The sequence below is a fragment of the Pseudomonas sp. P5_B3 genome, from assembly GCF_056400405.1.
In genome coordinates, this window is record NZ_JBFULI010000024.1 from 76,945 (window position 1) to 97,638 (window position 20,694).

The window sequence follows — 20,694 nt, forward strand, 5'->3', positions numbered from 1 at the left end:
TCTGGCTGCGGCTTTTTTCTGCCGGGAGTGCAGAAAAGAAAACCGCCTGCGCGGGACGCAGGCGGTTTGCCATCATTCATAGATCAGGATTCTAGCGGTTATATGGCAAACTTCAAGTAAGACTTTAAGTTCGCCTTACAAACTGTCCGCTTACTTACGTGCAGTGACGATTGGCGACGCGTTAGGTGCCATCGCCAGGGCGCGCTTGGCTTCGATGAAGCTCTTGTTCCAGTAACTGTCGCCCAGGCTATCGATCCGCACACCACCGCTGCGGCGGCTGCTGGAGTGGATGAACTGGTTGTCACCCAGGTAGATCCCGGCGTGACTGACACGACCGCGACGGCCATTGGTTGCGAAGAACAGCAGGTCGCCCGGCTCAAGCTTGCTGCGCGAGACCAGCGGAGCGTCCACGTTGATCATTTCGCGGGTGGAGCGTGGCAGGTTCATGCCCGCCTCTTCGCGAAACAGGTAACCGATGAAACCGCTGCAATCGAAGCCGGCTTCAGAAGTACCGCCGAAACGGTAACGGGTACCGATCAGGGACATGCCACGTTCGAGGATGCTGTCGGCCAGGACCGGAAGCTGGTAGGACTTGCCGCCAGCGAAGTCGGCCAGTTCTTTTTCGGTTGCCTTTTCTTCCTGGTAAAAAACTTCCTGATAAAGAGCGGAAGACTGGGCAGTTGCAGAATTCTTGAGCTGTTGTTGTTGCTCTTGCTGGGACACCGGAGTGTGGGCAGCGCAACCGAACAACAGGGTGACGAGTGCGAGAGGCACGAGGGGTGCGAAGCGCTTTAGCATGGGCACGACCGTGGCTGATAGTTGTAAAGAAGCCGAGACTATGCCCGCTATCATCCTCATTTGCAAATTCAATCGATCTTTTTGTGACTTTTCCGTTTCTCGTTTACTTCTAAGCGCTTAAGCCCATTTTAAACCTACACGCAGCCCGCAACCGGGCAGGAAAGCGGGGTTTCTGGCGCCCGAAATTCGCCGAACTGGCTAAAAGCCCCGGATTCAGCGGGTTTACCAGCCGAGGGTTTCTTTCAAAAACGGGATTGTCAGCTTGCGCTGAGCCTGGAGGGAGGCCTGATCGAGACGCTCGAGCAGCTCGAACAGCGCACTCATGCTGCGGGTACCGCGAGTCAAAATGAAATGCCCGACTTCGTCGGTCAGGTGTAGTCCGCGACGAGATGCGCGCAATTGCAGGGCGCGCAATTTGTCCTCATCGGACAGCGGGCGCATCTGGAAGATCAAGGCCAGGGTCAGGCGCGACTTGAGATCCGCCAGCTTCACCGGCAACTCACGGGGGGATGTCGACGCGGCAATCAGCAAGCGTCGGCCGCTGTCGCGCAAGCGATTGAACAGATGAAACAGCGCCTCTTCCCAGTCCGCCTTGCCGGCAACCGCCTGCAGGTCATCGAGACAGACCAGTTCGTACTGTTCAAGGTTGTCGAGAATTTCAATACCGCGATCGAGCAGCTCGGCCAGCGGCAGATAGACCGCAGGCTCCCCCAATTGCTCGAAGCGCAGGCAGGCGGCCTGCAACAGATGCGTACGCCCTACCCCATCCTTGCCCCAAAGGTATATCAGGCTCTCGGTCCAGCCGGCGTCGGCTTCGCACAGCCGCTCGACATAGCCGAGTGCAGCGGCATTGGCGCCTGGGTAGTAATTGATAAAGGTGGCGTCGTCACGCAGACGCACACCTAGGGGCAGCTGAATCGGTTTCATCCTGACTGAACAGTTCCAAAGGAACCGTTAGTGGCCTCTGTGTAAAGTTTGCGAAGTTTATACCCGTGAGCCGGGCCGCACAATGCGACAGACCACAAGCAAAATCAAAGGTTTGCGTTAATGCACCGGTTTTATGACCGTTTCTTTGGCGGTGCATGTGACAGTCGCGCGATGCAAGCAGGCTGACCCGCCATGAACCCAGGCAACCCGCCATCACCCATCGACGCCTCTTACCACTCCGGCTCGTCGACACTCCCGTAGATTTCAGAATCCTTATACAAATCATGCACATGACGCACCAGCACCATGATCACCGCCGCGACCGGCAATGCCAGTAGCACACCGGTAAAGCCAAACAGCTCACCACCGGCCAGAATCGAGAAAATCACCGCCACCGGGTGCAGGCCAATCCGGTCACCAACCAGCAACGGCGTCAGCACCATACCCTCCAGCGCCTGGCCGACCATGAACACCGCGACAATGCCGAGCATCGGGTAAAGATCACCACCGAACTGGAACAACCCCGCAAGCAGCGCCGCGCCAATGCCGATGATAAAACCCATGTACGGCACGATCGCCGCCAGACCGGCAATCAGGCCAATCAACAAGCCCAGTTCCAGCCCGACCAGCATCAGGCCCGCTGCGTAGATCACACCCAAGGCCACCATCACCAGCAACTGTCCGCGCACGAAGGCTCCGAGCACTTCATGGCATTCACCCGCCAGGGATACTGCGCGCGCTTCACGATCACGGGGCAGCAGGCCGCGGACCTTGGCCATCATCAGATCCCAATCCCGCAGCAGGTAGAAGCTCACCACCGGAATCAACACCAGGTTCGCCAACCAGCCGATCAACGCCAGCCCCGAGGCCGTAGCATGGCTCAACACGACGCCGACAATATCAGTGGTCTGACTCATATGCTCGCTGATGGCGGCCTTGAGCTTGTCGAACTTCCAAAAACCTTCCGACAGGCCGAATTTCGATTGCGCCCAGGGCAACGCCGTGTGCTGCAGCCAGTCGAGCATCTGCGGGGCCAGCTCATACAAACGAAACAACTGCCTGGCGAGCAACGGCACCAAGACCAACAGCAGCGCGGTGAAGATCAATGTAAAGAGGGTAAACACCGCCACGACACCCCAGGTTCGAGACAGGCCTGCCTTCTCCAGCCGATCCACCAGCGGGTCGAACAAGTAGGCCAACAGCAGCGCCACCAGGAACGGCGTCAGGATCGGATGCAACAACCAGACAAACGCACAGAGCAGGACCACCCCACCGAGCCAGAACCAACGCCGCGTATCGGCCATGAACCACTCCATTGCTTCTATATAAAGAAAGAAAAACTACCAGCGAAAACGCAGCTGCGGTGTCGGGGCCGGCGCTGCGACAGACACCGAGCCGCCGGTGGCAGGCTGAGCGGGCGCTGCCGGGGCCGGTGCCTGACCCGCTGGCGCTTCCTGCAGCCTCGCCAGCGACAGTTGTGCACGCAGTTGATCGGCGCTGCCATTGACCCTATAGACAATCCGGTCGCCGTCGACACTTTGCACACGCCCGCCAAATGGCTCCAGCAAGCGCCCAAGGGAGGCGTAGTGCTCAAGATTCATACCCTGCACCTCCAGCAATTGCTCACTCGAAGCACCGGCCTTGGCAACAAACCGCGGCGCCAGGCGCTCGTTGACCGCCAGCATCACCGCATCGGCCACGGAGGCCTGATCGGCGCCTTGCACGCTGCCTGCCTCTTTTTTATCCCCCAGCCACAATTGCCACTTGGCTTGCCACTGCCCGCCCTCCTCCTTGGCGTGTACCGTGAGCAAGGCGTCGGCGTTGTAGCGTTCCGATGCCGCAAGCAAAGGCGCGGGATCTGCGCCTTCCAGATTCGGCGCGGTCGCAACGATCTGTTCGTTCAGGTCCGCCAATGGCAAGCGCAATGGCAAACCACGGTGTTGAGCAGCCCGACGCAACGGCACCGCGCTGGCCTGACCGTCGCCCACCAGGCTTGTACCCTCGGTGGAATCATTCAACCACCAGCCGAGGATCGACGGCCGATTGGCCCCCCACATCGCCAGGCCGGCGCGGCGCAAGGCCTGCTCGGTGGTGCCCGGATCGAAATCGACTTTCAGGACTTCCGGCGGCCCGGCATCAAAGCCGTATTGGCTGATGATCTGTTGCGGGTCTTTGCGAATCGCCGCCAGCCCCGGATTTTGAGCGGCCTTGGGGTCGCCGGTCAGGCGCAACACCAATGTGTCCAACGCACGTTGGGTCGCCTGGTCGCGCTCCTCGGGCGATTGGCCACTCACCGGCTCGCGCACCTGGTAAAGGCCTTTGACGGTTTCGGCATGACTGACCAGGCTGACCACTGACAAACAACTCACAAGCAAGAATTTACAAAAACGCATGGAAGATTCCTGACGACAAGAGCGGCTGGAACAGACCGCATGAAAGCGATCGAGCAAGACTGTGACCATTGCCCGACGCAAAACATTCACACGTTCTGGGTAAGTTTTCGCACTGTCATAACGATAGACGGTTAATCGCAATACCTTATACAGCCATGCAGGATGCCACCGACACCGTGCATCAACGGTTTTTTTTGAACGGATATGGCCCTGCTGTCGGCCTGAGGATGGCCGCTGCGGCTCAAGCCTGATAAAATCGCGCGCCTTCGCAGACCGGCAACAGCCGGGTAGTGTCCGAATAGCGCGCATGGTTCTCGCCTACGCAGTTTCGGCGCTCCCGACGGACTCGGTCGTTACCCAGAAATCCCCCCCTAAAGGCCTGGATCATGAGCAAGCAACCCTCCCTGAGCTACAAAGACGCCGGTGTAGACATCGACGCCGGCGAAGCATTGGTCGAACGCATCAAGAGCGTCGCCAAGCGCACTGCGCGCCCGGAAGTCATGGGCGGCCTGGGCGGTTTCGGCGCCCTCTGCGAAATCCCGGCCGGCTACAAGCAGCCGGTGCTGGTTTCCGGTACTGACGGCGTCGGCACCAAACTGCGCCTGGCCCTGAACCTGAACAAGCACGACAGCATCGGCATCGACCTGGTTGCCATGTGCGTCAACGACCTGGTGGTGTGCGGCGCCGAGCCGCTGTTCTTCCTCGACTACTACGCCACCGGCAAACTGAACGTCGACACCGCCGCCCAGGTTGTGACCGGCATCGGCGCTGGCTGCGAACTGTCGGGTTGCTCCCTGGTCGGCGGCGAAACTGCTGAAATGCCGGGCATGTACGAAGGCGAAGACTACGACCTGGCCGGTTTCTGCGTCGGCGTCGTGGAAAAATCCGAAATCATCGACGGCTCCAAGGTTGCTGCCGGCGATGCCCTGCTCGCCCTGCCGTCTTCCGGCCCGCACTCCAACGGCTACTCGCTGATCCGCAAGATCATCGAAGTGTCCGGCGCCGACATCGAGAACATCCAGCTCGACGGCAAGCCGCTGACCGACCTGCTGATGGCCCCGACCCGTATCTACGTGAAGCCGCTGCTCAAGCTGATCAAGGAAACCGGCGCTGTCAAAGCCATGGCCCACATCACCGGTGGCGGCCTGCTGGACAACATTCCGCGCGTTCTGCCAAAAGGCGCGCAAGCCGTGGTTGACGTGGCCAGCTGGAACCGCCCGGCAGTGTTCGACTGGCTGCAAGAGAAAGGCAACGTTGACGAGAACGAAATGCACCGCGTGCTGAACTGCGGCGTGGGCATGGTTATCTGCGTTGGCCAGGAGCACGTTGAGGCCGCCCTGAACGTTCTGCGCGAAGCGGGCGAGCAGCCTTGGGTCATCGGCCAGATCGCCACCGCTGCCGAAGGCGCGGCTCAGGTCGAACTGAAGAACCTTAAGGCGCACTAATGCCTAAAACCTGTGATGTGGTGGTGCTGTTGTCCGGCACCGGCAGTAACTTGCAGGCCTTGATCGACAGCACGCGGACCGACGACAGCCCGGTCCGCATCGCTGCGGTGATTTCCAACCGCGCCGACGCCTACGGCCTGCAACGCGCCAGGGACGCGGGTATTGACACCCGCACCCTGGATCACAAGGCTTTCGAAGGTCGCGAGGCCTTCGACGCCGCGCTGATCGAACTGATCGACGCCTTCAATCCCGAACTCGTGGTACTGGCCGGATTCATGCGCATTCTCAGCGCTGGCTTCGTACGCCACTATCAGGGTCGCCTGCTCAATATCCATCCTTCGCTGCTACCCAAATACAAAGGGTTACACACTCATCAGCGCGCACTGGAGGCCGGCGACACCGAGCACGGCTGCTCCGTGCACTTCGTCACTGAGGAACTCGATGGTGGACCACTGGTCGTACAGGCTGTAATACCGGTAGAGTTACAGGATTCGCCGCAGAGTCTGGCGCAGCGGGTCCATGTTCAGGAACACCTGATCTACCCGATGGCCGTACGCTGGTTTGCCGAAGGCCGTCTGGCCCTCGACGAGCAAGGTGCTTTACTGGATGGACAGCTACTCGCGGCCAGTGGCCACTTGATTCGAAACTAGGAGATTTTATGCGTCGCGCCCTGCTCTTCGCTTGCGCTCTGCTCGCCTTGCCCTTCGCCCAGGCGGCAGACCTTCAACCCTTCTCCGCCAGCTACACCGCCGACTGGAAACAGTTGCCCATGAGTGGCACTGCCGAGCGCAGCCTCGAAAAAACCGGCGACGGCAAATGGAAACTGAGTTTCAAGGCGTCGATGATGATCGCCAGCCTGTCCGAGGAAAGCACGCTGACCCCGGACAAGGACACGCTACTTCCAGAGTCGTACCACTTTGAACGTGGCGGTTTGGGCAAGGCCAAGAAATCGGATCTGGATTTCGACTGGAACACCAAAGTGATCACCGGCACCGATCGCGGCGACGCAGTCAAGGTTGCGCTGAACCGCGGCATGCTCGACAAATCCACCTACCAATTGGCCTTGCAGCAAGACGTTGCCGCGGGCAAGAAAAGCATGAGTTATCAGGTGGTCGACGGCAATGAAGTCGACACCTATGACTTCCGCGTTCTGGGCGCTGAAAAGGTCGACACCAAGGCCGGCAAGATCGATGCGATCAAGGTTGAACGTGTACGCGACCCGACACAAAACAAACGCATCACTGTGATGTGGTTCGCCAAGGATTGGGATTACCTGCTGGTTCGCCTCCAACAAGTCGAAACCGACGGCAAGGAGTACAACATCATGCTCCTGGACGGCACGGTCAACGGCAAGGCAGTCAAAGGCAGCTGATCCGGATCGAAACCATGAAGCCCCGCAATCGCGGGGCTTTTTTGTGGGCTCGAAAATTGGAACACCCGACAAGCGCGATGGCTCTATACCTTCAAGGTCTTTTTTGATCGAATGAGTTTTCCTGATACCTGCGAGGTTTCCCATGACCGTTACTGTCAACACCGTTTCTGCCGAAGGCTTTCGCCACACCGTCCAGATCGATGACCATGAACTCTTCGCCGACGTGCCCGTCACGGCGGGTGGTGAAGGCTCGGCACCGGAGCCGCACGATTATTTCGATGCAGCGCTGGGTGCCTGCAAAGCCCTGACCCTGAAGCTGTATGCCAAAAAGAAGAACATCCCTTTGACCGGTGTCGGTGTGGAGGTCAAGCGCGACAACAGTCAGGAACAGAAAGGCCAATACGCGCTGCACGTCAAACTGACCCTCAAGGGCGTACTCACCGACGCCCAGCGCGAAGAACTGCATCGCGTGGCCGATCGCTGCCCGATCCACAAGCTGATGACCACGTCTGAAGTGAGCATCGAGACGCATTTGTCCGAAGGCGCGTTCAGCCAATAGCGGCAAGGGCTGCGCAAGCGGGTTATGCTCGAACGCATCACCCGCTCAGCCTGGAACGCACCATGAACACTCCGCTCGTGATCCGCCCCCGCCCCGAAGATGTCGAAGGCCAGCCGATTCTCCGCCCGTTGCCATCGGCCAAGTGCCGCAACGTCGGGCCATTCGTGTTTTTCGACCACATGCTGGAAACCCGTTATCCACCGGGCAAAGGCATGAACATCCGCCAGCATCCGCACATTGGCCTGTCTACCCTCACCTACTTGTTCCAGGGGCAAATCCAGCACAAGGACAGCCTCGGTTCCGATCAAGTGGTCGGGACTGGCGATGTCAGCTGGATGACGGCCGGCAGCGCCATCGCCCACGTAGAACGCACGCCTGAGGCCCTGAAACAAAGCGGCTTCACGATGCACGGCTTGCAAATCTGGCTGGCTTCGCCCAAGGATAAAGAACAAGGTCCTGGGCACTACAGCCACCATCCGGCGTCCACATTGCCGGTCAGCGAAAACCTGGGAGTGAAGATTCGCATGATTGCCGGGGCGGGCTTTTGCCTGGAATCACCAGTGCCGGTGCTTTCGCCTACGCTGTACGCGGAACTGCACCTGCAAACGGCGACGACATTACTGATCCCCACCGAGCATGAAGAACGTGCGCTGTATGTGTTGAGCGGCGAAGTGCAACTGGATGGCGAGCCGCTGGAGCCGCATTCACTGGTGGTACTGCCTGCCGGGGAAGAGATGACGCTGTTTGCTGAAAGCGACAGTCACGCCGTGTTGTTTGGCGGTGCTCCGCTGGACGGGCCACGGCGGATCAACTGGAATTTTGTCGCGAGCGATCCGGCTGCAATTGATGAAGCTCGCCGGCGCTGGGCAGCCGGGGACTGGCCGACGGTGCCGGGGGAAAGCGAGCGGATCGAACTGCCTTAGGCTTAGCGTCGTTCATTCAATTGCCATCGCGAGCAAGCTCGCTCCCACAGTTGACCGAGTCGACTGCAAGAACTGCGTACGACACCATTCCCCTGTGGGAGCGAGCTTGCTCCGGGCGGCGCTCCGACGATGAGGCCGGCACTTACACCGGCCAAGCGTTAACTGAAAACCGCAGTCAGCCCTCGAACACTTCATCCAGCAAGTTATGCATCGACGTGAACGCGCGGGCCGCGACCTTCGCGTCATACATCATCATGCCCGGCACCTTGGCGTGCGGGTCGGTGAACGAGTGGAACGCACCGCCATAGCTCAGCAACTGCCAGTCCACACCCGCCGCGTTCATTTCATCTTCGAATGCCGGCAATTGCTCTTTCGGCACCAATGGATCGGAAGCACCGTGCAGCACCAGGACCTTACCCTTGATGTTTTTCGCATCGGCCGGATTCGGTGTGTCCAGCGTGCCGTGGAACGATACCGCGGCCTTCACCGGCGCGCCGGTACGGGCGAGCTCCAAGGCGCAGCAGCCACCGAAGCAGAAACCGAAAGTGGCCAGTTTCGAAGTATCGACAGCCACTTCACCCTGACTCTGCAGCTGCTCGAACGCCACCTGCATGCGCTTGCGCAGCAATGGGCGGTCATTCTTCAACGGCATCATGGCCGCGCCGGCCTCGTCATTGTTCGTCGGTCGAACCGATTGACCGTAAAGGTCTGCGATCAACACCACATACCCCTTGGAGGCCACCGATTTGGCGATCTCCTCGGCACCGGCGCTGACGCCCATCCAGTTCGGCGCCATCAACAAACCCGGACGCGGGCCTTTAAGGTCGGCATCGAAGGCCAGACGGCTTTCGTAAGCCTGGCCATCGATCTGGTAGGCAACGGAACGTACTGTGATTTGGCTCATTTCTGACTCCTGATTGTTGAACACCAGAATGAAAAAACCCGCCGAAGCGGGTTTTTCTGCAACACGGTTAAGCCGACAGTTCAACCAATAGCTTGTTCAGACGGCGCACATAGGCCGCCGGATCTTTCAAACTGTCGCCGGCCGCCAGGGCCGCCTGATCGAAGAGGATGTGCGACAGGTCGCCGAAGCGCTCGTCACTCTGCTCGTTGTCGAGCTTCTCGATCAGCGGGTGAGCCGGGTTGAATTCGAAGATCGGCTTCGAATCCGGAACCTTCTGGCCGCTGGCTTCCAGGATCTGGCGCATCTGCAAGCCCAGGTCCTGCTCGCCGATGGCCAGGATCGCCGGCGAGTCGGTCAGGCGATGGGACACCCGAACTTCCGCAACGGACTCGCCCAGGGCGGTCTTCAGACGCTCGACCAGACCTTCTTTCGCCTTGGCGACTTCTTGCGCAGCCTTCTTGTCCTCTTCCGAGTCCAGGTTGCCGAGGTCCAGGTCACCGCGCGCCACGTCGACAAAGCTCTTGCCGTCGAAATCGCTGAGGTAGCTCATCAGCCACTCGTCGATGCGGTCGGTCAACAGCAGCACTTCGATGCCTTTCTTGCGGAAGACTTCCAGGTGCGGGCTGTTTTTGACCTGCGCGTAGGTTTCGCCGGTCAGGTAGTAGATCTTGTCCTGTCCTTCCTTGGCGCGCGCGAGGTATTCGGCCAGGCCAACAACCTGCTCGCCATCGTCGCCATGGGTCGATGCGAAACGCAGCAGGCCGGCGATTTTTTCCTTGTTGGCGAAATCTTCTGCCGGGCCTTCTTTCATGACCTGACCGAAGTTTTTCCAGAAGCCTTTGTATTGCTCTGGCTCGTTCTTCGCCAGTTTTTCCAGCATGTCCAGAACGCGCTTGGTCAGTGCCGACTTCATGGAATCGATGATCGGGTCTTTCTGCAGGATTTCCCGCGACACGTTCAGCGACAGGTCGTTGGAGTCGACCACGCCTTTGATGAAGCGCAGGTACAGCGGCAGGAAGGACTCGGCCTGATCCATGACGAACACACGCTGCACGTACAGCTTCAGGCCTTTCGGCGCTTCACGCTGGTACAGATCGAACGGAGCGCGGCTCGGCACGTACAGCAGCGAGCTGTATTCCAGCTTGCCTTCGACCTTGTTGTGGCTCCAGCTCAACGGGTTTTCGAAATCGTGAGCGATGTGCTTGTAGAACTCCTGGTACTCCTCGTCCTTGATCTCGGTACGCGGACGGGTCCACAGGGCGCTGGCGCGGTTGACGGTCTCCCATTCAACGGACGGCTTCTCTTCGCCTTCGGCAGCGGCCACTTCTTTCGGCAGCTCGATCGGCAAGGCGATGTGGTCGGAGTACTTCTTGATGATGTTGCGCAGGCGCCAGCCATCGGCGAACTCGTCTTCACCGGATTTCAGGTGCAGGACGATGCGAGTGCCGCGTTCAGCCTTGTCGATGGTCGCAACTTCGAAGTCACCCTCGCCCTTGGACGACCAGTGCACGCCTTCGCTGGCAGCGCTGCCGGCACGACGACTGAATACATCGACTTTGTCGGCGACGATGAATGCGGAGTAGAAACCGACACCGAACTGGCCGATCAGGTGCGAGTCTTTCTTCTGGTCGCCGGTCAGGTGCTTCATGAAATCGGCGGTGCCGGACTTGGCGATGGTGCCCAGGTGGGTGATCGCATCTTCGCGGCTCATGCCGATACCGTTGTCTTCGAGGGTGACGGTTTTAGCGTCCTTGTCGAAGCTCACGCGGATTTTAAGTTCGGCGCCACCTTCCAGCAGCTCTGGCTTGGCCAGGGCTTCGAAACGTAACTTGTCGACAGCGTCAGAGGCGTTCGAGATCAATTCGCGAAGGAAAATTTCCTTGTTGGAATACAGCGAATGGATCATGAGATGCAGCAGTTGCTTCACCTCGGTCTGGAAGCCCAGGGTTTCCTTTTGAGTTTCCACACTCATGGTCATCAAACTCCAATCAGATGGCTTAAGCCGCAACCTTGAGGTTCGACGGCGGGTTGTCCTCAGAGTTTGGGGCTCTGTTCAGGATTTCAAGGGCTCTTCGAGTTTGAAATGTGCGCGGGCCGTGGCAATGGGTTCGGCCTCAGTGCTTTGCCAGGCGGTAATCGCCACGTTGGCGACCCGGCGGCCCTGACGGCAAACCTGGCATCGGGCCCAGGTATCGCGAAACTGCCCGGTGCGCAGGTAATCCAGGGAGAAGTCGATGATCTTCGGCACGCCGGGCGTTCCGGTAAGCACCAACAGGTGCAGCGCCGCGGCCAGCTCCATGAACCCGGCGATCACACCGCCATGAATCGCCGGTAACAAAGGGTTACCAATGTTGTCCTTGTTCGCTGGCAGCTTGAACAGCAGCTCATCTCCCACCCGTGAACATTCGACGCCGATCAGCCGGGCATAGGGAATCAAATCCAGCAGCAAGGCGTAATCGCCCTGCTCATGGGCCTTTTGCAATTGGTCCTTCAGAGAATCGCTCATTGCGCACCTCCGGCAACCACGCCACCAAAGCCCTTGGCACCCTTGATGCCCTTGCCCATGCGCATGAAAGTGCCCACCACATGGGCAATGGGTTGCCCGGGGTCGTCCTGATAGGCGAAGCCACGGGCAAAAATCACGTCGGTGGTGACCCGATAGCACTGGGCAAAGCCGTAGACATCCTTATGGGGCTCGGCGGCGTGCATGTAGTCGATGCGCAGGTCGAGGGTCGGACAGACCTCGAACTCCGGGAGTACGCAGAGCGTCGCCATGCCACAGGCCGTGTCCATCAGCGAGGTCAGCGCCCCGCCATGAATCACCCCGGTTTCAGGATTGCCGACGATCTGCAGGCTGTACGGCAGCACAATCGTCAGCCCTTCGCTGCTGGCGCTGTGAACGCTTAGTCCAAGTACCTGACAATGTCGCAGCGCCGACAGAAAGCGCGTCGCACGCTCAAAAACGGGGTTTTCAGCCATTTGATAAAAACTCTTGTTTAAATCCGTACAGTGCAGTGGCGGTCCGGGTAAAAGTTCCGCATTAGAACAAACTTATATATCTGAAAGAATTGAGGAACTTAACGCTGATACTTGGGTTCTTAAGGCCAGTAGATGCTTTTCATCAGGAGAAACACCCCATGCGTAAGACTTTAGCTATTGCCTTGATGCTGACCGCTTCCCTCGGTCTCGCTGCCTGCGATAAAAAATCCGAGGACAAAGCTCAAGATGCTAACCAACATGCTGAGCAAGCCCAGCAAAAAATGAACGAAGCTCAGGATAAAGTGAACGACGCGGCGAAAGAAAACGCCGAAGCCGCCAAAAATCAGACTGAATCGAACGCCGAAGCGCCAAAAGAGGCCGCTCCAGCCGCTCCGCAAGCGCCTAAGTACTAATCCGCTTTTTTGCGTGATGAAAGAAAACCCGCCAAGTGCGGGTTTTCTTTTGTCTTCAGAAAAGCGCTTAGAGCAAAAACGTTCGAAAAGTCGGACTAATCATCAACAACAAAGAACAGATTAATCCCACCAGCCAAACCAGACTGCTTTGCCAGACCAGCTCTTTCCAGTAACACACTGGATAGCCAGCGCGGGCGCCCGATCAGGCAGCCTCTTTATTCATCTCGGACAATGGCGCCTCTGTAGGGGTATAGACCATCACATCGAGAACGTCGGAGTGAAACTCGCGGCGATACAATACGAAGACCACGCCGGCACTCATCAACATGAACAGCCATGGACTAACGAACCAGGCCAGCATGGTCATGCCGAAGTAATAAGAGCGCAGGCCAAAGTTGAACTGGTTGGCGGCCATGGAGATGACACGGGCGGCACGGGCGGCAAAGGCCTTGCGCTCCTGCTCGGACACATGGCGTTCACCGACCATCGGCGCCGACCCCACCAGTATCGCTGCAAAGTTGTACTGGCGCATGCACCAGCTGAACGTGAAGAACGCATAGACAAACACCAGCGCCAGGCACAGCAACTTGATTTCCGACATGCCCTGGGAAGCCTGCTGCACCATCGGGATATCCGCCAGCAACGATACCGCCCGCTCCGAAGCCCCCAACACCGTGAGAATACCGGCCAGGATAATCAACGTACTCGAGGCGAAGAACGAAGCGTTGCGCTCCAGATTGCCGATCACGCTGGCATCGGCGATGCGGTTGTCGCGCAACAGCATGCGGCGCATCCAGTCTTCGCGATAAAGATGCAGAACACTGGCCAGGCACGCCGTATCACGGCCCTTCCATGTGGCATAGCGGGTGTAACCGCCCCAGCAGATAACGAACCAGATAGCGGCAAGAATGTGGATCAGGTTGGCTTGGATGAACGACATGCAGGTCCTTGTGATTTAAATGCGGATTACACAGACCCTGTGGGAGCGAGCTTGCTCCGGGCGGCGTTCCGACGATGGCGGCGGGTCAGCCGACATCAATATTGAATGTACTGCCCCCATCGCGAGCAAGCTCGCTCCCACAAAGGGTTTTGCAGTGTTTCGACGTTAGTCTAAGAAAAAAGACACTGCCTGATGCCCATAAAAAATGCCCCGTATCGATTGATACGGGGCATTTCTGTTTCTGCTCAAAACCCGCTTGTGGCGGGCCGTGAAGCGACTTAAGCCAAGGCTTCGGCGCGCTTGCCCAGCAGGCGATCGCAAACCACTGCGACGACCAGCGTCATCACCGACGGCACCAGCCAGGCCAGGCCCTGCTCGCTCAGCGGCAGGTGGGCCATTTGCGTCGGCATCCAGTCCGCCAGGCCTGCACCCTTGAGGGCGTCGATCAGGCCGAAGATGAACGACACCAGCATGACCGGGCCGAGGATACGACCCTGCTCATGCCAGAAGTCCTTGCAGAAGCTCAACGCCACCAGAACGATGCACGGCGGGTAGATCGCGGTCAGTACCGGGATCGAGAACGCAATCAGCTTGGTCAGGCCCAGGTTGGACACCAGCAGGGAGAATGCAGCAAGGATGATGACCAGCGTCTTGTAGGACAGTGGCAGCACTTGGCTGAAGTACTCGGCGCAGGCACAGGTCAGGCCGACCGCGGTCACCAGGCACGCCAGTGAGATCAGCACGGCAAGGAAACCACTACCTAGCGATCCGAAGGTGTGCTGCACGTAAGCATGCAATACCGCCGCGCCATTGGTAGCGCCAGCGGCCACTTCATGGCTGCCCGAACCGAGACGGAACAGGCTGACGTAAACCAGCGCCAGACCCACACCGGCAATCAGGCCGGCAATGATCGCGTAACGGGTGATCAGTGCGGGCGACTCGACACCGCGGGAACGGATGGCGTTGACGATGACGATGCCGAACACCAGGGCGCCCAGGGTATCCATGGTCAGGTAACCATTGATGAAGCCTTGGGAAAACGGTGCAGCCACGTATTCAGGGGTTGCTTGACCAATGTCACCGGCCGGCAAGGCGAATGCTGCGATGCCGAGAACGGCCAGGGCGATAATCTTCAGCGGCGCGAGGAAGCGCCCTACCGTATCCAGCAAACGGCCCGGATACAACGAGATGAAGAACACCAGCAGAAAGTACACCGAGCTGTACAGGAACAACGCCAGCGGGCTCTCGCCGGTCAGCGGCGCCAGGCCCACTTCGAACGATACCGTGGCGGTACGTGGCGTCGCGAACAGTGGCCCTACGGCCAGATAGCAGGCAGCCGCCAACAGGCCGCCAGCCACTTTACCGATCGGGCTGCTCAATGCATCCATTGCCCCACCGACTTTGGCCAGCGCAACAACGGTGATCACCGGCAGACCGACCGCGGTGACCAGAAAGCCCAGCGCCGCCATCCAGACATTGGGCCCGGACTGCAAACCGACGATAGGCGGGAAGATGATGTTGCCAGCCCCGACGAACAGGGCAAACGTCATAAAACCAAGTGCCAGGATGTCCTGGCCTTTCAACACTTTCATTAAGGAAATACCACACTACTGAATCGGAATTTAGAGAGGGATTTCCCTATGGGTGAGGGAAATGCTGTCGGTCCGTATAAGACCAACCCTTTTAGCGCGTTGCCGCCTTGTGGGCCGCGGACGCAAAAATGGCGAGTAGCCTAACGAATTTGGACGAGAAACGCACTGTTAGAGGGCGAACATTCCGATCTACGACACTTCCATGTCGCGTTTCTGCATGTAAATGGGTGGGGCCTGTAAGTCCGTCATCGCGAGCAAGCTCGCTCCCACAATAGATCTCGAGTGTTCACAAATCCTGTGGGAGCGAGCTTGCTCGCGATGAGGCCCTGCCAAACAACACACAAATCCCGGAAACGACAAAGGCCACCCTAAGGTGGCCTTTGTTTGGTGAAGCGTCAGTCAAGCGCGAGGCTTACTTGACAGCCCAACCAGTCAGCTCGGCCAGGGCCTTGCCGATGTCTGCCAGCGAACGCACGGTTTTAACGCCTGCGTCTTGCAGAGCAGCGAATTTCTCGTCTGCAGTGCCTTTGCCGCCAGAGATGATTGCGCCAGCATGGCCCATGCGCTTGCCCGGAGGAGCAGTCACACCAGCGATGTAGGAAACAACCGGCTTGGTCACGTGTGCCTTGATGTAGGCAGCCGCTTCTTCTTCAGCCGAACCGCCGATCTCACCGATCATCACGATCGCTTCGGTCTTCGGGTCTTCCTGGAACAGCTTCAGGATGTCGATGAAGTTCGAACCCGGGATCGGGTCACCACCGATGCCGACGCAAGTCGACTGACCGAAACCGGCGTCAGTAGTCTGCTTCACAGCTTCGTAGGTCAGGGTGCCGGAACGGGAAACGATACCGACCTTGCCTGGCAAGTGAATGTGACCTGGCATGATGCCGATCTTGCACTCGCCTGGGGTGATCACGCCTGGGCAGTTAGGGCCGATCAGGGTAACACCCAGCTCGTCGCACTTAACTTTAGCGTCCAGCATGTCCAGGGTAGGAATGCCTTCGGTGATGCAGACGATCAGCTTGATGCCGCCGAAAGCCGCTTCCAGGATCGAGTCTTTGCAGAAAGGAGCCGGAACGTAGATCACGCTGGCGGTAGCGCCAGTGGCCGCTACTGCGTCTTTAACGGTGTTGAACACTGGCAGACCCAGGTGCTCGGTGCCGCCTTTGCCTGGAGTTACGCCACCGACCATCTTGGTGCCGTATTCGATGGCTTGCTGGGTGTGGAAACTACCTTGCGAACCGGTAATACCCTGGCAGATAACTTTGGTGTCTTTATTGATCAGGACGCTCATTATTTGCCCTCCGCAGCTTTGACAACTTGTTGAGCAGCGTCGGTCAGGCTGGTAGCAGCGATGATGTTCAAACCGCTTTCTGCCAGTACTTTAGCGCCCAGCTCAGCGTTGTTGCCTTCGAGGCGAACAACAACCGGGATTTTCACGCCGACTTCTTTCACAGCGCCGATGATGCCTTCGGCAATCATGTCGCAGCGAACGATGCCGCCGAAGATGTTGACCAGTACTGCAGCGACGTTGGTGTCGGACAGGATGATCTTGAACGCTTCAGTTACGCGTTCTTTGGTAGCGCCACCACCTACGTCGAGGAAGTTGGCTGGCTTGCCGCCATGCAGGTTGACGATGTCCATGGTACCCATGGCCAGGCCAGCACCGTTGACCATGCAACCGATGTTGCCTTCCAGCGCTACATAGTTCAGTTCGAACTTGGCAGCGTGCGCTTCGCGCGGATCGTCTTGCGACGGATCGTGGAAAGTCTTCAGCTTAGGCTGACGGTACATGGCGTTGGCATCGATGTTGATCTTGGCGTCCAGGCAGTGCAGATCGCCGTCAGCCTTGATCACCAGCGGGTTCACTTCCAGCAGGGCCAGGTCGTGATCCTTGAACAGCTTGGCCAGACCTACGAAGATCTTGGCGAACTGAGCAACCTGCTTGCCTTCCAGACCCAACTGGAATGCCAGTTCGCGACCCTGGAATGGCTGAGCGCCAACCAGTGGATCGATAGTGGCTTTCAGAATTTTTTCTGGAGTGTCGTGAGCGATTTTCTCGATGTCCACGCCACCTTCGGTGGAAGCCATGAACACGATACGACGGCTCGAACGGTCAACGACAGCGCCCAGGTACAGCTCTTTAGCGATATCAGTGCACGATTCAACCAGGATCTTGGTGACTGGCTGACCATTGGCGTCAGTCTGGTAAGTCACCAGACGCTTGCCCAGCCACTGCTGTGCGAATGCCTTGGCATCTTCTTTGCTGCGAACCAGCTTTACGCCGCCCGCTTTACCGCGACCACCGGCGTGGACCTGGGCTTTGACAACCCACTCGCTGCCGCCGATTTTGTCGCAAGCTTCTGCTGCTGCTTCCGGGGTGTCTACCGCGTAACCGGTGGAAACTGGCAGGCCGTACTCAGCGAACAGCTGCTTACCCTGATACTCGTGAAGATTCATGCTTATTACCGTCTTCGTTAGGTACTGCGCATTCGGTGCTGCACTCATTCAAGTGCCGCACCACCTGTGACTGCTGCTTGCATAGCCTTTCCGGATACCCGGTGCAGCTATGCAAGACTGCGTCCAGCGGATATTCCGCGGTGAGTCTTGCATGCAAGGCTCACGACGGGCCATTCCGCCGTGGTTTCTTATTGTCTTAACGCTTCTTGCGGTTGGCGATGTGGATGGCGCCGCCATTCACAGCCAAAGCAGCTTCGTGCAAGGCTTCGGACAGGGTCGGATGGGAGAAAACCATCATGCCCAAGTCTTCAGCGCTGGTGCCGAACTCCATACCGATCGCGCCCTGCTGAACCAGTTCTGCAGCGCTTGGGCCAATCACGTGGACGCCCAGTACGCGGTCTGTCTTGGCATCTGCGATGACCTTGACGAAACCACCGGTGTCGTTGGCAGCCATGGCACGGCCAGAGGCTGCGAACGGGAAGGTGCCGACGTTAACTTCAACGCCTTCAGCTTTCAAGGCCTGCTCGGTTTTACCGACCCACGCGATTTCCGGGTGAGTATAAATAACCGAAGGGATCAAATCATAGTTCATCTGGGCCTTGTGGCCCTTGATGCGCTCGACAACCATGATGCCCTCTTCCGAGGCCTTGTGCGCCAGCATCATGCCGCGAACCACGTCGCCGATGGCGTAAACGCCCGGTACGGTGGTGGCGCAGTGATCGTCAACGTGCACGAAACCGCGCTCGTCCAGGGTCACGCCGCAGTCGGCAGCCAGCAGATCAGTGGTCACCGGACGGCGACCAACGGCTACGATCAGCTTGTCGAAAGTGATGTTCTGTTCGCCCTTGGCATCGGTGTAGTTCACCACGACTTCGTCGCCGTTCACTTTGGAACCGGTTACGCGAGCGCCCAGCTTGATGTCCAGACCTTGCTTGGTCAGGGTTTTCAGCGCTTCCTTGGAAACAGCGGTGTCCGCTGCCATCAGGAAGGTGTCCAGGGCTTCCAGGACAGTCACTTCTGCACCCAGACGCGACCAGACCGAACCCAGTTCCAGACCGATCACGCCAGCGCCGATCACGCCCAGACGCTTAGGCACGGATTGGAATTCCAGGGCGCCAGTCGAATCGACGATCACATTCTGGTCAACCGGAGCTGGCGGAATGTCGATCGGACGCGAACCTGGAGCCAGGATGACGTTTTCGGCTTCGATGATTTCTACCGAGCCGTCTGGCTTGGTGACTTCGACTTTCTTGCCGGCCAGCAGCTTGCCGTGACCCTCGATGGAGGTCACACCGTTGGCTTTGAACAGGGTCGCAACGCCGGAGGTCAGGCCTTTGACGATGTTGGCTTTACGGCCGACCATCGCTGGCACGTCCATGGTCACGCCAGCGTGATTGATACCGTGGATCGCGAAACCGTCCTGGGCCTCGTGGAATTTCCACGAGCTGTCCAGCAGGGCCTTGGATGGAATGCAGCCGACGTTCAGGCAAGTACCGCCCAGAGCCAGTTTGCCTTCCTTGTCGGTGTACTTCTCGATGCAGGCAGTGGAGAGGCCCAGTTGCGCTGCTTTAATGGCAGCCACGTAGCCGCCAGGGCCCGCGCCAATCACTACCACGTCGAATTTCTGAGTCATGTGTCATTCCTTCTCGAATCAAACCGGACGGCCCCTTTTGGGGACCGTCGTGGGACGAAGCTGGTCATTACAGAAGGGCCGTCCATCGCTGAGCGGCCCGTGCAACGAAATCAGATATCCAGCAGCAAACGAGCCGGGTCTTCCAGCAGGTTCTTGATGGTAACCAGGAAGGTCACAGCTTCTTTGCCGTCGATCAAACGGTGATCGTAGGACAGAGCGAGGTACATCATCGGACGGATAACGACTTGACCGTTGATCGCCATAGGGCGCTGCAGAATGTTGTGCATGCCCAGGATGGCTGCTTGTGGCGGGTTGACGATCGGGGTCGACATCATCGAACCGAAAGTACCACCGTTGGTGATGGTGAAAGTACCACCGGTCATTTCGTCCATCGACAGTTTGCCGTCGCGGGCTTTCTTGCCGAAGGTGGCGATGCCGCCTTCGATTTCAGCCAGGCTCATCAGTTCGGCGTTACGCAGAACCGGTACAACCAGGCCGCGATCACTGGAAACTGCAACGCCGACGTCAGCGTAGCCGTGGTAAACGATGTCGCCGCCGTCGATCGACGCGTTGACAGCCGGGAAGCGTTTCAGCGCTTCGGTGGCCGCTTTCACGAAGAACGACATGAAGCCCAGGCGCACGCCGTTGTGGGACTTCTCGAACAGATCCTTGTACTTCGAGCGCAGCGCCATGACTTCGGTCATGTCGACTTCGTTGAAAGTGGTCAGCATCGCCATGTTCGATTGAGCTTCAACCAGACGCTTGGCAACGGTGGCCCGCACGCGGGTCATCGGTACGCGCTTCTCGATGCGCTCGCCAGCAGCGAACACCGGAGCAGCGGCGGCAGGTGCAGCAGCCTTGGCAGGCGCGGCAGCCGGAGCGGCTTTCTTGGCAGCAACGGCTGCAACCACGTCTTCCTTGGTCACGCGACCGCCTTTGCCTGTGCCGGCAACGGAAGCGATGTTGATGCCGTTCTCTTCAGCCAGCTTGCGGGCAGCTGGAGCAGCAACAGGATCGTCTTCGCCTTCGGCGGCAGCTGGAGCAGCGGCAGCCGCTGGAGCAGCAGCGGCTGGAGCGGCGGCGCCACTGCCTTCGCCGATGGAGCCCAGTACTTCGTCGGACAGAACAGTGTCGCCTTCGTTCTTGATGATCGCGCCCAGCACGCCGTCAGCGGTGGCCAGGACTTCCAGCACGACCTTGTCGGTTTCGATGTCGACGATCAGCTCATCACGCTTGACGGCGTCGCCCGGTTTTTTGTGCCAGGTGGCAACGGTGCCATCGGCAACCGATTCCGGGAAAGTGGGGGCTTTGATCTCGATAGCCATTGTCTGTGGTTCCTTAAATTCGGTTTCAGGT

At 58.7% G+C, this 20,694-nt stretch carries 20 protein-coding genes and 1 pseudogene; 6 read left to right on the plus strand and 15 right to left on the minus strand.

The window, feature by feature from the left end:
- Positions 1-150: 150 nt before the first annotated feature.
- From AC1DRN_RS15770 to AC1DRN_RS15785, 4 genes are all read right to left on the minus strand, one after another.
- Positions 151-798, minus strand: coding sequence for a C40 family peptidase (locus AC1DRN_RS15770; RefSeq protein WP_223463321.1), 648 nt, complete (start codon positions 796-798; stop codon positions 151-153).
- A gap of 222 nt (positions 799-1,020) precedes the next feature.
- On the minus strand, positions 1,021-1,725 hold the full coding sequence (gene hda / locus AC1DRN_RS15775) for a DnaA regulatory inactivator Hda (RefSeq protein ID WP_007898944.1): 705 nt from the start codon (positions 1,723-1,725) through the stop codon (positions 1,021-1,023).
- 230 nt (positions 1,726-1,955) lie between these two features.
- The gene (locus AC1DRN_RS15780) at positions 1,956-3,029 is read right to left on the minus strand and encodes an AI-2E family transporter (protein ID WP_223463322.1); all 1,074 of its coding nucleotides are present in this window, start codon (positions 3,027-3,029) and stop codon (positions 1,956-1,958) included.
- Positions 3,030-3,065: 36 nt separating this feature from the next.
- Entirely contained in the window at positions 3,066-4,118 is a 1,053-nt protein-coding gene (locus AC1DRN_RS15785; protein WP_457266103.1) for a DUF2066 domain-containing protein, read from the minus strand.
- A 386-nt stretch (positions 4,119-4,504) separates the two neighbouring features.
- On the opposite strand from AC1DRN_RS15785, the gene purM reads away from it, so the two are divergent.
- From purM to AC1DRN_RS15810, 5 genes are all read left to right on the plus strand, one after another.
- Positions 4,505-5,563, plus strand: coding sequence for a phosphoribosylformylglycinamidine cyclo-ligase (gene purM, locus AC1DRN_RS15790; RefSeq protein ID WP_223463324.1), 1,059 nt, complete (start codon positions 4,505-4,507; stop codon positions 5,561-5,563).
- Entirely contained in the window at positions 5,563-6,213 is a 651-nt protein-coding gene (gene purN, locus AC1DRN_RS15795; RefSeq protein WP_457266104.1) for a phosphoribosylglycinamide formyltransferase, read from the plus strand. The genes purM and purN overlap by 1 nt, the downstream gene beginning before the upstream one ends.
- 8 nt (positions 6,214-6,221) lie before the next feature.
- Positions 6,222-6,935: a DUF3108 domain-containing protein gene (locus AC1DRN_RS15800; protein WP_223463326.1), complete on the plus strand. Its 714-nt coding sequence runs from the start codon at positions 6,222-6,224 to the stop codon at positions 6,933-6,935.
- A 142-nt stretch (positions 6,936-7,077) separates the two neighbouring features.
- Positions 7,078-7,494: an OsmC family protein gene (locus AC1DRN_RS15805; RefSeq protein ID WP_223463327.1), complete on the plus strand. Its 417-nt coding sequence runs from the start codon at positions 7,078-7,080 to the stop codon at positions 7,492-7,494.
- A gap of 62 nt (positions 7,495-7,556) precedes the next feature.
- On the plus strand, positions 7,557-8,417 hold the full coding sequence (locus AC1DRN_RS15810; protein ID WP_223463328.1) for a pirin family protein: 861 nt from the start codon (positions 7,557-7,559) through the stop codon (positions 8,415-8,417).
- Between the two features lie 175 nt (positions 8,418-8,592).
- Here the strand turns inward: AC1DRN_RS15810 and AC1DRN_RS15815 are convergent, their stop codons facing one another.
- The 4 genes from AC1DRN_RS15815 to AC1DRN_RS15830 all read right to left on the minus strand — a co-directional run bounded on the left by AC1DRN_RS15815 (position 8,593) and on the right by AC1DRN_RS15830 (position 12,300).
- Positions 8,593-9,321: a dienelactone hydrolase family protein gene (locus tag AC1DRN_RS15815; protein ID WP_223463329.1), complete on the minus strand. Its 729-nt coding sequence runs from the start codon at positions 9,319-9,321 to the stop codon at positions 8,593-8,595.
- A 67-nt stretch (positions 9,322-9,388) separates the two neighbouring features.
- Positions 9,389-11,293, minus strand: a complete 1,905-nt coding sequence (htpG, locus tag AC1DRN_RS15820) for a molecular chaperone HtpG (RefSeq protein ID WP_223463330.1) — start codon at positions 11,291-11,293, stop codon at positions 9,389-9,391.
- Between the two features lie 81 nt (positions 11,294-11,374).
- The gene (locus AC1DRN_RS15825; RefSeq protein WP_223463331.1) at positions 11,375-11,827 is read right to left on the minus strand and encodes a PaaI family thioesterase; all 453 of its coding nucleotides are present in this window, start codon (positions 11,825-11,827) and stop codon (positions 11,375-11,377) included.
- Complete coding sequence (locus tag AC1DRN_RS15830) at positions 11,824-12,300, minus strand: PaaI family thioesterase (RefSeq protein WP_223463332.1); 477 nt, start codon at positions 12,298-12,300, stop codon at positions 11,824-11,826. The genes AC1DRN_RS15825 and AC1DRN_RS15830 overlap by 4 nt, the downstream gene beginning before the upstream one ends.
- A gap of 158 nt (positions 12,301-12,458) precedes the next feature.
- Here AC1DRN_RS15830 and AC1DRN_RS15835 point away from each other — a divergent pair, with 158 nt between their 5' ends.
- Positions 12,459-12,713, plus strand: a complete 255-nt coding sequence (locus AC1DRN_RS15835; protein ID WP_223463333.1) for a hypothetical protein — start codon at positions 12,459-12,461, stop codon at positions 12,711-12,713.
- Between the two features lie 67 nt (positions 12,714-12,780).
- Here the strand turns inward: AC1DRN_RS15835 and AC1DRN_RS15840 are convergent.
- The 7 genes and pseudogenes from AC1DRN_RS15840 to odhB all read right to left on the minus strand — a co-directional run.
- Positions 12,781-12,909 (minus strand): annotated as a pseudogene (locus AC1DRN_RS15840) (MAPEG family protein); the annotation flags it as partial.
- 6 nt (positions 12,910-12,915) lie between these two features.
- Complete coding sequence (locus tag AC1DRN_RS15845) at positions 12,916-13,653, minus strand: DUF599 domain-containing protein (RefSeq protein ID WP_223463334.1); 738 nt, start codon at positions 13,651-13,653, stop codon at positions 12,916-12,918.
- A 278-nt stretch (positions 13,654-13,931) separates the two neighbouring features.
- Positions 13,932-15,245, minus strand: coding sequence for a branched-chain amino acid transport system II carrier protein (gene brnQ / locus AC1DRN_RS15850; RefSeq protein ID WP_223463335.1), 1,314 nt, complete (start codon positions 15,243-15,245; stop codon positions 13,932-13,934).
- A 412-nt stretch (positions 15,246-15,657) separates the two neighbouring features.
- Positions 15,658-16,539 carry a succinate--CoA ligase subunit alpha gene (gene sucD / locus AC1DRN_RS15855; RefSeq protein ID WP_003223019.1) on the minus strand — a complete coding sequence of 294 codons (882 nt, stop codon included), beginning with the start codon at positions 16,537-16,539 and terminating at the stop codon, positions 15,658-15,660.
- The gene (sucC, locus tag AC1DRN_RS15860) at positions 16,539-17,705 is read right to left on the minus strand and encodes an ADP-forming succinate--CoA ligase subunit beta (RefSeq protein ID WP_007919879.1); all 1,167 of its coding nucleotides are present in this window, start codon (positions 17,703-17,705) and stop codon (positions 16,539-16,541) included. Before sucC ends, sucD begins: the two co-directional genes overlap by 1 nt.
- A gap of 196 nt (positions 17,706-17,901) precedes the next feature.
- A complete protein-coding gene (gene lpdA / locus AC1DRN_RS15865) occupies positions 17,902-19,338 on the minus strand; it encodes a dihydrolipoyl dehydrogenase (protein WP_223463336.1) in 1,437 nt (478 codons plus the stop codon).
- A gap of 110 nt (positions 19,339-19,448) precedes the next feature.
- The gene (gene odhB, locus AC1DRN_RS15870) at positions 19,449-20,663 is read right to left on the minus strand and encodes a 2-oxoglutarate dehydrogenase complex dihydrolipoyllysine-residue succinyltransferase (RefSeq protein WP_223463337.1); all 1,215 of its coding nucleotides are present in this window, start codon (positions 20,661-20,663) and stop codon (positions 19,449-19,451) included.
- Between the last annotated feature and the right edge of the window lie 31 nt (positions 20,664-20,694).